The following is a 13657-nucleotide window of genomic DNA, read 5'->3' as shown; positions in this document are numbered from 1 at the left end:
AAACCGTGTATTTACTGGTTCTTTATCTAGATACTAAGTTGGTGTAAAATACGGATATAGCTAATATCAAAAAATACCAGTATTTAAGATTGAAATGTATCTAAATAACTGGCATAGGAAAAATTTTTACTGAATATTTTCCATAAATTAAAAATTAGCTGTTTACATAATTGGTAAAAGAATGCTAGTTTGCGAAGCTGATTTATGGTGTGGGAAAAATGGGATGGATACGGAAGCGGTGGAATGGCTTAATGGAATCAAGTAAAGGCTGATTTGATGAAGCTTTCAGCTTGTTGATTATTTGGCAGTATGGTGTGATGGGATGAGCTAGGTACGTATTCCGGAAAACCCTGAGGCGATCGCGATACATTCAGTTACAGATAAAAAAGGGACAGAAAAATCTGCCCCCTGTGATTTTGGATAGTTGGAAAATTTAGACGGTAGCTAGAGAACGTTTAGCTTCCGTTGCGACTGCTTCTACTTCGTCTGTGACTAGGGTTTCCAGCACAGATTTTGCTTCTGCACCACCTAAACGAGTCAATGCTTGTACTAGTCGGTAACGAATTTGCCAATCAGGGTTGGTGACGTAGGTAGCAAGGAGAGGGATGGATTGACTGTCACCCAATTCACCAAGGGAACTGATTGCTGCGGTTTTCACTAAGTCGTTATCGGAATTTAGTGCTTCTTTGAGTAATTCAAAAGCTTGAGGTTCTCCGAGTTCACCCAGAGTCGCAATAATACTAAACTGGAGTAGCCATTCATTGGTAGTTTGATAGACTTGTTGTAGGTCTGCATAGGCGGAAGTTAGTTTTAAAGCTCCGAGGGAGTCTGCTGCTGCTGCTTGCACATCCACTTCTGGATCATGGAGTAGGCGATCGCGCAATATTTGCAAAGATAAATCCAGATTTTCTCCACCGAGGGTATCAAATTGACTAATTGCGGAGTAACGTACGCGGGGATTCCGATCTGATACTGCAATTTGAATTAATTCAAAACCGATGCTGGGTTCTAATTCTCGAATTTGGTTGACTGCACGTAGGCGATCGCCCAAATCGTCCGAACCTAATAATTCCCTAACAGATTCAGAAGTAATACTCATTTAGTTATCTCGCTTTTAATTTAGAGCCAATAGTTATTTAGCCAATAGTTCTTGCCCATTAGTCAAGTATCGGCAAGTTTTCGGAGGGAGGAGAGAATAGATTTGTGATAGAGGTGGGAACACAATGAAGGGGTGATGCTATTCTCTGTGTTTGAGGATATAGACTTTAGCTCAAAGATTTGGTCAATTACGTAGCAAAATAATAAAGGTGTGTAAGACAGAGGTCATCACACACCAGACGAAATCAGAAAATCTGACGAGAAATTTTTAGTTAAGCAACTGCCATGGCTCGAATGATATCACCACGGGTGAGAATACCAATGACTTCACCTGCGTTATCTAATACTGGTAAACGGTGAACCTTGCGATCGCTCATGATTTTTGCTGCTTCTCGCAGGGGTTTATCCGGGGAAACAGTAATCGGTTTTTCACTCATTACTTCCCCAACAGTTTGTCCTAAGGCTTTGTGTAAGTCGCGCTCGTAGGTTGCAGGGTTCTGTAAGTAAATCACGCTATCGAGAAACATAATGTATGCGGGAGGTGTAACACCAGTTTCCTGCCACATCAAATCAGTTTCTGAGATGATACCGATGAGCTTACCCATATCATCTACTACAGGTAAACCACTAATGCGTTTATCTGCCAAAATTTGGATAACTTCGGTAAGGGAAGTTTCTTTCCGGACTACGATGGGGTCACGGCTCATAACATCGGCAACGGTTTTAGCCATACTTTGCTACACCTTGAACGAGCTTGCCTGTATTTATTCTAGGCAATTGTGGCTAACTTGGATATGTAGCGCAATAGATTGTTACTCAGGATAATTAACTGGATATATCGGATTCGCAAAAAGCTTTTAGGAGTTGAATACAGTTGGCGATCGCCCCTAAATGAGCAATTTCGTATCCGTGGGTATTCTGCGTGGGAAAGGATAGGCAAGCACCACGGGCAATATGACCAAATTTCATCGCAATGGAAGCATCACTACCAAATCCACTTAGAGTAGCTAATTGTACAGGCATTTCTATGTGTTGTGCTGTTTGTCTCAGTTCTCCATTGAGATGTTCATCATAAATCCCGTAGGCATCTTGGACTAGCAGAACTGGTTTTTCACCGTCTTCGATGGGATATTCCGCAGATAAAGGGCAAATCTCTAGGGCAATCAAGCTATCTAAACGCTGATTTTGGGTGAAGTATAAAGCTCCAATAGCTCCCACCTCTTCCTTGGCAGAAGCAACTAAGTACACATCAACCTTGGGATTTTTCAGTGTTTCTGCGAGGGTAAGGAGAATTGCCACGGAGGCTTTATTATCTAGGGTGTAGCTGGCAATATAATCATTGAGGCGGATGGGGTGTTTGCGGTGTTTACCGATTACCATGCGAGTTCCTGGGCGAATACCTGCGGTTTCTAGCTGCTGCACGGTAGATTTAGTTTCAATCCAAGCATTTTCCCATTTGACGGCAGTATCTTCTTGCTGCACTTTTTGCGGTGATTCGTGGGAGACATGACGGGAACCGAAGCTGAGAATACCACTGATGGTGCTGTTGTCGCCGAGTAAATCTACTACCCCTTCACCATACACCCAGGGAAAAGCGCCACCTAATCTTCTGACTTCGACTTTCCCCTCAGTACCAATAGTTTTGACGATCGCCCCAATTTCATCTTTATGAGCAGTAATGGCAATGGGTAGAGCGGAGGTTTTACCAGGAATTTTGGCAATGATATTATCAGCGCGATCGCACCAAGCTTCTACACCCAACTGGGCAAATTTTTCGAGCAAGTATTGGTTAATTTCACTTTCTACACCACTGGGGGAATGGTGCATCACTAATTCAGTAATTGATTGGAATAGACGCTCGTAATCCCATGACATAATTCGTAATTATGGGTAATGAGTAATGGGTAATGAGTAATGGGTAATGAGTAATGAGTAATGGGTAATGAGTTGTGAATCGATATTGAAAACCTTATGGGATAAGAGGTGTTTCTAATTCACATCAGACGTTAATTAGTAATTCTGGTTATATCCTCGACTATTCAAGCAATCGGGGATATGTTAATTAGGCGTTAACTGAGTTGAGCGACAAGTTGATTTTCTAGTAGAGTTTCGTTGGTGAGCAAGTCTTCGACGGTGATACGGAGAAAGCGTTTGTCATCAATGAGGAAGAGAATTTTCACGCGATCGCTACCGGGAAAACCAGGGGGTGTGAGATTGGCGATCGCCCTTGCACCATCTCGATCATTTAAGGGTTTGACGCTGGTTTCTCCCCCATCTAAACGTCGAGTAATCAGGCGATCGCCATCAAAATAAACTTCAGTTCCGCCGGTTTCGGCTCCTAATTCCCCCATAATTAATTCAATGCTGGGTTGATTTTCCCGCGATGCACCAAGAACTAATTCCACAGCTTGGGTCATTGGGTATGCCTGCCCTGCTTTAATAATGGGATGCCAGCTGTGACGCTGATGGCGTTTATCCCAGTAACGAATACCATAGCTATGGTAAAGAAAATCCTTAATTTCCACACCTTGGGCAATTTGTAAAGCACCTTGGGCGATCGCCTCGAAGGGTTTTTCACAGCGAATTTTCTCACTCTCAAAATACTGCTGCACCCATTGCTGTACTGCTGGTAACTGAGATGTTCCTCCTACCAACAAGACTGCGCTAATATCTGCAACTTCAATCCCTTGTCGTCGTCCCTGTTGCAGTAAACTCGTCATGGAATCATCCAAACGGGTAAAAAAGTTATTTTCCTGGAGAATAGTTTCTAAAGTTTCACGATTTAGCTCTAACTCGTAACTTTCAAAGGTTTCGTCATTGAAATAGACTTCACTTGCTTGGGTTTGGGTGGAAAGTTGAATTTTTACCCTTTCTGCAAGACGCAATGTTAAGGGAGTGACTGCCATTCCCTGGGTTTTGGCAAAGTAATCTACAATCCAATTATCAATATCCGTACCACCTAAATTTTGTCCAGCTTTCCCCAAAACACGGGCAGTTTTTACCTTTTGTTTCGAGTCTTCTGCTAAGGATTTGTTACCCCACTTCAATAAAAATCCTACGGGTTTACTGGTTGCTTGGGTGATTTTATCCAAACGAACCAGAGACAAATCCAAAGTTCCCCCACCAAAATCTACCACTAACAAAACATCTTGGTCAGTCAAACCATAACCAAGAGCTGCTGCGGTGGGTTCATCCAGAATTCTTACCTGCTCCACAGATAAACCCTGGCAAACGTTTCCTAACCAGTAACGGTAAGATTCAAAACTATCCACAGGTACAGTAATCACCAGGGAATCCACACCACCTGCCACACTAGTGATTTGGGTAATAATTTGACTGAGAAACCATTCCCCCACTTGCTCAAAGCTGATTATCTTACCATCAATTTCTGGGAGAAAACCCTGAATATCTGCACCTATACCCCGCTTAAAGGTACGAAAAAACCTCGGATCAGTTTTTAAATCACAACCGCGATCGCGCACCTCTTGTCCAATTATTACCTGCCCCTGGATTGCATCTTCCACATATAACAAACTGGGAATTAAGGGAGGATTGAGGCTTTGTTGTAGTGATAACCCAGGTAAATTAATGGTTTCTGGTTGTTGGGTGACAGGATTCCACCGGGCAATAACAGTATTACTAGTACCAAAATCAATCGCGATCGCCATATTGTCAGTGCTTATCAGTCCTAAATCAAACAGGTTCGCATATGCTAATCATGGCGTGAATCGCCAATAAAGTCTAGTTGAGAAGTCTTAGCACTAATCCTAGAGTCATTAATCAGTTATCTATAGTGACTAATTTTCTGCCTTGCCCGATGTTCCTTCGTAGTTGATTAATCTGCTCATTCATCAGTTTGTGCAGCAGCTAACTATTGAGTTATTGAGTTGGAGAATGTAGCAGGTTATGTAAAGTTACCAGTATTTCCTCTGCCCTGTAGGGTTTAGCTAAAAATGCCTGAGCTCCACTTGAAAGTGCCTGCTCTTGATTGCTAGGTAATCCACTTACGGCAATTATCACAACTTGGGAGTTTATCTGCTTGAGAACTGGCAAGATAGTCAAACCATCAATATTTGGCATCATCATATCAATGATTACGACCTTAATTTCATCCTTATATCGAGTATATAGTTTGACTGCTTCAACTCCATCGCTTGCCACCAAAGTTTTGTATTCGTAATTTTCTAAGAGTATTTTCATTGCCTCCTGGATACTGGTTTCGTCATCTACAATCATGACTAATTCCCCTTCCCCAGAAGGAAAATTTTCCTGTTTGACGGGCTGATTTACACTTCCTTCGATAGCAGGAAAAAATATCTGAAATCGAGTTCCTTTTCCAACCTCACTCGATACCTCCATGAAACCACCATGATTCTTCACGATGTTCATCACTGTTGATAATCCAAGTCCACTGCCCTTATCAGGTTCTTTAGTAGTAAAAAATGGCTCAAATATACGCTCCATCACCAGGGGTGGCATACCACTTCCAGTATCGGCAATCGTAATTACAACATAGTTACCGACGTGGGCATCCAGTTGCATTTGAGCATAGATTGCGTCAATGTGGCGATTTTCAGCAGAGATTTGTAGCTTACCATGATGTGGCATGGCATCACGAGCATTTACACAGAGGTTGATAACAACCTGTTGAATTTGTGTAGATTCGGCAGAAACTAACCAGAGTGTTTGAGTGGGAATATCTATAGAGATTTGAATATATTTTGGAAATGTCTGCTGAATAATTTTGGTGATTTCTATGAGTAATGTTCCTATTTGTAAAGGAATTCTCTTGCCTTCTTTACCCTGGGCAAACATGAGAATTTGCTGAACTAGCCCAACACCATGTTTAGCATTATTCACAACTATCTGCCAAATTTGACTAGTCTGTTCATTCATTCCTTGCCGTTTCGTTAACTGCAATTCTGCTAGTCCCAAAATTGGGGTAAAAACATTGTTGAGATCATGGACAATTCCCCTGGCAATGCTTCCCAAACTTTCCATCCGTTGAGCGCGGTAAAATTGTATTTCTAATTTTTTCTGGGCTGTAACATCAGTATTGACTACAAGAATTGATTTGGGTTGCCCTGATTCGTCGCGTACTAATGTCCAACGACTAGTCACAATAATAGTTTTACCTGCTTGCGTTACCTGCTCAAATTCCCCTTGCCAAGCTCCTTGTTCCAGAGTTTGCTGAAATCCGACTGCAAATAGAGGAGGCGTTTTTTGATATAACAGTTCGTCAATTTTCTTACCAAGAATTGCTGTCTCTTCCCAACCATATAATCTCTCTGCTCCTTGACTCCAGAGCAAAATTCTGTTATCCAAATCCTGAACTAAAATTGCGTCGGTAGCAATATCAATGAGTGCAGATTGTTCACGAATTTTCTGTTCTGCCTTTTGGTGTTGTTCAATTTCTTGCTGCAATCGAAGATTTATCTGAGACAATTCAACTGTACGCTCTTTGACTCGTTGTTCTAATTCATTGTGGGCAGATTGCAACTGTTGTTGCATTTTTTTGCGGAGAGTGATATCACGAAGTGACCAAAGTAGAGTATTGTCCCTACCTTGAGCATCTTTGATTTGGTTGACAGCGATCGCCAGATAGATACGTTCTCCATTGCGGGGTTGCAGAGAGACTTCCCAATCATGTACTGCTTCTATATTTGCGAGTCGAGCTTGGAAAAGAGGACGTTCTGATGCATCAATTAACACTACCAGAGGTTTGTTGATTAAATATTCCCGAGGCACAGAGAACAAACGAATTGCAGCACGATTTGCATGGTAAATTTTCCCTTGTAAATTGGTGACAAGATAACCATCTGGAGCTAGCTCAAATAATGCTTGGTAACGTTGACGTTCTATGTCTACTGCTTGCCTAGTTGCCATCAGTTCTCGATTTTGATGGCGCAGTTCTTCTTCGGAAGTTTGCAACTCTTCTAAGACAAAATAAAGTTCTTTCAGAGCTTTTTCTAAAAGTTCCTGTTGTACTGGGGATTCGGTAGCATACTGTCGCAGTAGTAAAGCCCGTCTATAAACAGCTTCAATTTGTAAAGATATATCCATTATTTTTTCCTCACAATTCAATTACGAATTGCTGGCTAATATGATAAGTTATAAAATTTGATTTTCTCTGCAAGTCGCTAGGCGTAAAAAAATCAACTTATGTAACAAAATGTCAAATCAATCAACAGATGAGAGATAGGTTATACCATTTCACGAAAAATATGATACAGATGTAAATCCTGAAAGCTTTGCTGCATCTAAGTTTTTTGATTGCGAATTGCGAATTGCGAATTGTGAATTGGTATTATCCCTCTTTTGTTACTACGAGGAGAGAAAAAGATAGTCCCTACTCTGAAAGCTAAACAAAATAATGGATTGTGCGATCGCATCCTAATTTTGTCATCTAAATCGCCTTGTTGAAAATAGACGTAAAAATAGGGGTTTAAGATTATTATCTTCCTAAAGTAACAAAAGAGGGATTATTCCAAAGTTTAAAAAAACTAAACACAAATCGATTTTATTGCACCTACCTAATTAACAAAAAGTCACACATTCTCACAGATTAAAGAAAATGTCAAAAACTAAATGCCACTATCAGGTATTAAAATGCAATCTGGTGTAGTTGAGAACTTAAAAACTAAAAGCATGGTGTCTTTGACTTAGTCACTTATGCACAATTCTACTTACTGTATTGGCAAAGTGCTTTTTCTCTGGGCAATATTTTACTTATCTAGCTCCTCTAGCATGAAAACTAGATTTTGAAACACTTCTTGCCTATGTTCGATGATAATATGCTCAACCTCTGGGTAATAGAAGAACAGTAGTTCATCGAACCATAAGAATTGTTGGCATTTTTTGCAGAATTGTTAAGACAAATCAGAATATTTTTATCAGAAAACTATGTTATCACGATTGCTTAATCTTAATAAATTTGGCAATCTGCTAAGATTTTGCAAGTATTAGGTATACAAGGTTTAACACTTTCAGGCATGTGAGAAATTAACATTTTTAGGACTGATTCTCATTTATTAAAAATCCTGAAACTACCTGATCTGCTTTACTATATACCCAACAGAATAATACCATCTTTAAATAGGATAAAAATAAAAACATTGTCTAACTTCATAAAAGATGAGGTTATGAGCGACAAATAAGTAAAAATACTCACTATTTAACCTAGGGGCGATCGCAAATCTCTTCAATAGATAATAAAATCATCTGTTTCCCATCCAATAAAGGCATTTTGCGAGCATTGAGGAGCATCTGTTTGTGTCCAATACGTTCAAATTCATGCTCTACAGGAAAATCTTGAATTTGTGTATTCTGGGGTAGGAGTTCTTCGAGGAGCGATCGCAATTTAGGAATATTCCATTGTCCATTTCCCAAGTCAAAAATCTGGCATTGCTCGGTTTCGCTGGGTGAGACTTGGAATGTTTCATAAAACCGTTGATTTGCCCTCACAACTTGCAGTTCGGCATTCAGCACCAGCAGGGATTGTCGTACTGTCTGGACGATTGCTTCTGCGTAGTCTCGCGCTTCTCTAATTTGGTCAGCACTACGCTTGAGTATATCAATTTCAACTAAGATAACCACAGCCCCATCAATCCGGTTATCGAGGGTACGGTAGGGGCGAATGCGTAGATCATACCAATGCCCTTCTTGATCTTGAACTTCTTGACTTTTGATATTCAGGGTATTAATCACCTCCAATATCTGCTGCTCTAAATCGGGAATATTCAGATTATGCTTGATATCACTCAAAGGGCGACCAATATCAGTGGGAATCAGGTTGAACAGATGGCTAGCAGTGGGAGTAAAACAGCGAATTCGTAAATCTCCTTCTAACATCAGAATGGGAATATGAATGCTAGTCAGCAAATTTTGGAAATTGTTGCTAATCTGAGTTGTTTCGGCGTGTCGTCGGTAAAGTTCGTCATTAATGGTACTCAATTCTTCATTAGTAGCTTGAATCTCTTCCTTAGCTGTTTGTAGCTCCTCGTTAGTACTTTGTAGTTCTTCATTGCTAGATAAAATCTCTTCGTTGGCAGCCCTGAGGTCTTGATTTGTCGCTTGCTGTTCTTCAATAATTGACTGAAGATAGGCTTTGGTAGTGTTTAATTCTTGTTGTAGTCGATGAATTTCTTCTTGTTCCCTACTAGCTTGTTTGCGTCTAGATTGACTCCGACGACTGCTCTGGGATTCTGCCTCAATTGATGGCACTGCTGGCATCTCTGCAAACAAAACCAAAAAGTAGTCTTCACTATTTGCCCCAGGTTTGAAGGGAATGACATCTAGACGAACTTGACGAGTCCGAACTGGTAAGTCTGTACTGACGTTAGAAGCCTCCCTCAGGGGTATGCCCTCTTTTCTCACGGCTTGCCCGTCTTGCTTTGCCTGGTGAAAGGCAGTTCGTAGTTCTAGCCGTAATCCTTCTTTAATCATGTTCAGGAGATTAAGGCTAGCTCTTCCGGGAGATGGTTCCAGATAGGCTCCTGTTTGTCCCCGAAATTGTAAAATTTCTAGTTGAGTATCAATGACAACTCCAACGGGAGCATATTGATTTAAAACAATCTGATCTGCTGTTTTATGTAGCTCTACCTCATTGTGGCTTTCCTGATTCAGGATAGGTTGGGGACTGACAATTTCTACAGGATAGCTACTAGCAATGACATCCATGCTCAATCGCACCGAGGAGGGTTGTTTACCATAAATTTTGGATTTGCGATCAACTAAAGAAAATAGATCAGAAAATTCTCCCACTGTCTCGGAACTACCTAACAGTAAAAAGCCTGTGGGCATCAAACCGTAATGAAACATGGGCAAAACTTTCTTTTGTAAAGAAGCTCCAAAATAAATCAAGACATTACGACAACTAATCAAGTTCAATCGGGAAAAAGGTGGATCGGCGATCAGGTTTTGGCGAGCAAAGATACATAATTCCCGCACTGTCTTATTAATTTGATATCCTCCCTCCACCGGGGTAAAGAAGCGCTGGAGTCGCTCGGAGGATACACCCATAACTTGATTTGCCTGATAAATACCGAGACGGGCTTTTTCGATCGCCATTTCGCTGACATCGGTGGCAAAAATTTGAATTGCTGGCTGACGAGGTTGGTGTGCCAAAAACTCTAAGAGACAGATAGCGATGGAGTAGGCTTCTTCACCGGTTGAGCAACCTGCTACCCAAATCCTAATAGGTGAATCGGGTGAGCGATCGCTCATAATTGCTGGAAAGACTTCTCGTTTGAGAGCTTCAAAGGCGACGGCATCCCGGAAAAAATTAGTGACGTTAATCAGAATTTCTTGATATAGAGCTTGAACTTCTGCGGGATTTTCCTGGAGATAACGCACATAATCATCTAAATGTTCAAGTCGGTAAAGTGCCATACGTCGATAGATACGGCGCTTGATTGTGGTGTGTTTATAGTGGGTAAAGTCAATCCTTGCTGTTGTCCGTAGTAAGCTAAAAATCTGAGAGAGAGCATCTTTGCCCTCGGTAGACTCTTCACTGAGAACAGCAGGTATTGTTTTAGTTACATAGGGGTGTCGGCTAATATCTGCCAGCTTTTCGGCGATCGCGGCTGGTGGCAAAATAAAGTCTACATAGCCTGTGGCGATCGCGGTATTGGGCATACTATTAACTTGTGCAGAATCTCCAGATTGGGCAAAGGTGATACCACCAGCTACCTTAATTGCCTCCAATCCTCTAGAACCATCACCATCACCACCGGATAAAATCACCCCAATCGCTTTTGTTCCACGTTCTTCTGCTAAGGAAGAGAAAAACCCATCAATGCTCATACTGATTTTAGGGGCTTTCTCACGGGCAGTCAGGCAAAGCACTCCTTGGGCGATCGTCATTCTGGTATTGGGTGGAATCACATAGACATGGTTCGCTTCTACTTCTATACCATCGTGCACTTCACACACAGGCATCTGAGTTACCCTAGAGAGAATCTCACTCAATAGGCTTTTTTGCTTGGGATCTAAATGCTGCACCAGTACAAATGCCATACCCGTGTCAACTGGCAAATGGCTCAGTAATTGGGTGAATGCTTCTAACCCTCCAGCCGATGCACCAATCCCCACAACGGGAAATAACTCGCTCTGATTCACTTGTGACTTCCCAACAGATGTCTGATTCACAGCATTAATCGAGCTATCTGGATTCGGAGACCGCTTTATGTTCATAATTGGCAGTCAAGGTGACATTTGCTGATGAATTTTTGGACTAAATCTGCAACAGTTGGGCAAATATTTGCGGTAAGGGCAAGATAATTAAAACTAATAGTGCCATGGAAAATACCCCCAAAATGTCTCGCTTGTTGTCTAACTCGCTGACATCATTTAAAGCGGGTTCGTCCATCAGGGGAATAAACAGCAGCATAATTGCCCAAAGGAAAAATCCTGGCTGTACTAAAGATAATAATAGTAATAATAACCGGGCAATTTGTCCGATAAATATAGCTATCCTTTGTCCTAGCATGGCATGGATAATATGACCTCCATCTAATTGTCCTACGGGCATCAAATTTAAGGCAGTGACAATTAATCCTAAGCAAGCAGCAACAGCTACAGGGTGTAAATCAATTGCTGTCTGTGCTGTTAATTGACTTCCCAGGGCAATTTTGGCAAAAATAGCAAGTAATATAGAATACTTAGGATTCAGGGCTTCTGGATTTAAAAGTCCGCTTCTATCTTCTGTTAAAGGTACTATCTGCGAGTGAGATAATCCCCACAACAGTAAGGGTACAGTCACTATAAAACCTGCCAAGGGTCCGGCAAGACTCACATCAAATAACGCTTTACGATGGGGTACGGGACTGCGCATCTGAATAAATGCCCCAAAAGTACCGAGGAAAAAGGGCATAGGGATAAAATACGGCAATGTTGTGCGAATTTTATAGCGTCTGGCGGTGAAATAGTGACCGAGTTCATGAACCCCCAGGATGAACATTAAAGTTAAAGCATAGGGTATGCCCTTCAGAAGCACAGTTGGGTCTGTTTGTAAAGTATCAAAGTTAACTCCAGCGAGTCTTGTCCCGACAAAGGTTGTAGTCAATAGGGTGGCTGCTAATAGCATTAATGCTAAACCAGGACGGGTGAGCTTTTCGGGTTTAACCTTTTCCCATTTGACTGATTGAGAATTGGGAACTAGGACAAAAAACGGTTTATCGTTTAAACCTTCTTGAAAAATCACGAGAAAGCGATCGCCAAAGATACCTTCAATATTTTCTTTAATTTTTTCATAGGCGGTCTCTGGCTTGGTGCGTAATTGTCCCCGACAAATAATTGCCTGGGGTTTATATTCAATAGTTTGTAAATAATAGGTCGAGAGAGAAAAACAATTTCTCAGTTGAGCTTCTTCTGTTGCCTCAATCGGACGCAATGGTACAGGTTCTGGGATAGGATTTGCCTGGGATGTTTGATTATTTTCTGGTTCCTTGCTTACTATCGGTTTACGTCCCCACTGAACCAGTACCCAGTACAATATGGGACAGACAATCCAAGGTAATAACATTAGCGATCGCGGTAGGGGAGCCTTTCCCCCATATACTGCTACCCACCCAGTCCAAATCAAAGCTGGTGTCATCAACACCAACCACAATAACCAGACTGGTGTAGTGGTAATTCGCGCGACACTGCGCTGTACCATCCAGTAAGTAATTAATCCCAGTAGAAGCAAAAACCAAAAATTCATGTTATTGTTGCTTGTTTTGCAATGCTAGTCTAGCTTGTGGTCAAAAACATCATCCTCTGAACTGCAAAAGAGACCATAATTTAATTTCAGACAGTCCGACAACCAAGTATCACAATAGGGCTATTTTCACTACTTAGCATTACCACTCATATGTGTCCCTTACCTCCAGAATCAAATCAGACAATTACCAAATCACCCCAAATAGTGTTTAATTCCATTTTTGCATTTCCGCCAAATCGGGACACACTTGGAGGAACAGCTTACTTTATTGTAAGAAATGAAGGCAACATCTTGATTGATTCTCCAGCTTGGGATGAATCTTACCAAAGTTTTATGGATTCCCAAGGTGGCATCCGTTGGTTAATCATCACCCACCGTGGGGCAATTGGGAAAGCAGTGGAATACCAAAAAGCTTTTAACTGTGAAATTATCATCCAAGAACAAGAAGCTTATCTGATTCCGGAAGCAAAATTAACAACCTTCCATCGGGAATTAACCCTCAATCCCACCACCAAGGTTATCTGGACACCAGGACATTCTCCCGGTTCCGCCTGTGTGTATCATAACGAACATGGAGGAATTTTGTTTTCTGGACGACATCTTCTGCCCAATCAACAAGGTGAACCTGCACCATTCAAGACAGCCAAGACTTTTCACTGGCACAGACAAATTAGAAGTGTCAAGTATTTGTTGGAAAACTTTTCTCCAGAAAATCTGGCGGTGATTTGTCCAGGAGCAAATACCGGATTTTTACGCGGCAAGCGGGTGATTAATCATGCCTACCAGCAATTAGCAGCTTTAGATTTAGCTCAACTTTGGGAATGAAATCAGGACGCTTACGCCCTGAAATCTTCT

At 41.4% G+C, this 13657-nt stretch carries 8 protein-coding genes; 1 reads left to right on the top strand and 7 read right to left on the bottom strand.

The features are described 5' to 3' along the window. Positions 1 to 433: 433 nt before the first annotated feature. The 7 genes from nblB to IJ00_RS17845 form a co-directional block, all read right to left on the bottom strand. Positions 434 to 1099, bottom strand: a complete 666-nt coding sequence (gene nblB / locus IJ00_RS17875) for a phycobilisome degradation protein NblB (RefSeq protein ID WP_035155137.1) — start codon at positions 1097 to 1099, stop codon at positions 434 to 436. 271 nt (positions 1100 to 1370) lie between these two features. Then, a complete protein-coding gene (locus tag IJ00_RS17870) occupies positions 1371 to 1829 on the bottom strand; it encodes a CBS domain-containing protein (RefSeq protein ID WP_035155135.1) in 459 nt (152 codons plus the stop codon). Between the two features lie 94 nt (positions 1830 to 1923). Continuing rightward, positions 1924 to 2973 carry a M42 family metallopeptidase gene (locus tag IJ00_RS17865; RefSeq protein ID WP_035155131.1) on the bottom strand — a complete coding sequence of 350 codons (1050 nt, stop codon included), beginning with the start codon at positions 2971 to 2973 and terminating at the stop codon, positions 1924 to 1926. A 194-nt stretch (positions 2974 to 3167) separates the two neighbouring features. Next, the gene (locus IJ00_RS17860) at positions 3168 to 4766 is read right to left on the bottom strand and encodes an Hsp70 family protein (RefSeq protein ID WP_035155128.1); all 1599 of its coding nucleotides are present in this window, start codon (positions 4764 to 4766) and stop codon (positions 3168 to 3170) included. A 211-nt stretch (positions 4767 to 4977) separates the two neighbouring features. Continuing rightward, positions 4978 to 7161, bottom strand: a complete 2184-nt coding sequence (locus IJ00_RS17855) for a PAS domain S-box protein (RefSeq protein ID WP_052754487.1) — start codon at positions 7159 to 7161, stop codon at positions 4978 to 4980. 1116 nt (positions 7162 to 8277) lie between these two features. After that, on the bottom strand, positions 8278 to 11292 hold the full coding sequence (locus IJ00_RS17850; protein WP_052754486.1) for a chemotaxis protein CheB: 3015 nt from the start codon (positions 11290 to 11292) through the stop codon (positions 8278 to 8280). A 40-nt stretch (positions 11293 to 11332) separates the two neighbouring features. After that, on the bottom strand, positions 11333 to 12802 hold the full coding sequence (locus IJ00_RS17845) for a site-2 protease family protein (protein WP_035155126.1): 1470 nt from the start codon (positions 12800 to 12802) through the stop codon (positions 11333 to 11335). Between the two features lie 150 nt (positions 12803 to 12952). Here IJ00_RS17845 and IJ00_RS17840 point away from each other — a divergent pair, with 150 nt between their 5' ends. Further along, a complete protein-coding gene (locus IJ00_RS17840; protein ID WP_035155123.1) occupies positions 12953 to 13627 on the top strand; it encodes an MBL fold metallo-hydrolase in 675 nt (224 codons plus the stop codon). Positions 13628 to 13657 lie beyond the last annotated feature (30 nt).

Origin of the sequence: Calothrix sp. 336/3 (assembly GCF_000734895.2) — a bacterium.
Lineage (GTDB): Bacteria > Cyanobacteriota > Cyanobacteriia > Cyanobacteriales > Nostocaceae > 336-3.
This window is presented reverse-complemented; position numbering and strand designations above follow the sequence as displayed.

Coding starts and splice junctions, on each gene's coding strand:
- nblB (WP_035155137.1), bottom strand. CDS start 1,099: ATGAGTATTACTTCTGAATCTGTTAGGGAATTATTAGGTTCGGACGAT.
- IJ00_RS17870 (WP_035155135.1), bottom strand. CDS start 1,829: ATGGCTAAAACCGTTGCCGATGTTATGAGCCGTGACCCCATCGTAGTC.
- IJ00_RS17865 (WP_035155131.1), bottom strand. CDS start 2,973: ATGTCATGGGATTACGAGCGTCTATTCCAATCAATTACTGAATTAGTG.
- IJ00_RS17860 (WP_035155128.1), bottom strand. CDS start 4,766: ATGGCGATCGCGATTGATTTTGGTACTAGTAATACTGTTATTGCCCGG.
- IJ00_RS17855 (WP_052754487.1), bottom strand. CDS start 7,161: ATGGATATATCTTTACAAATTGAAGCTGTTTATAGACGGGCTTTACTA.
- IJ00_RS17850 (WP_052754486.1), bottom strand. CDS start 11,292: ATGAACATAAAGCGGTCTCCGAATCCAGATAGCTCGATTAATGCTGTG.
- IJ00_RS17845 (WP_035155126.1), bottom strand. CDS start 12,802: ATGAATTTTTGGTTTTTGCTTCTACTGGGATTAATTACTTACTGGATG.
- IJ00_RS17840 (WP_035155123.1), top strand. CDS start 12,953: ATGTGTCCCTTACCTCCAGAATCAAATCAGACAATTACCAAATCACCC.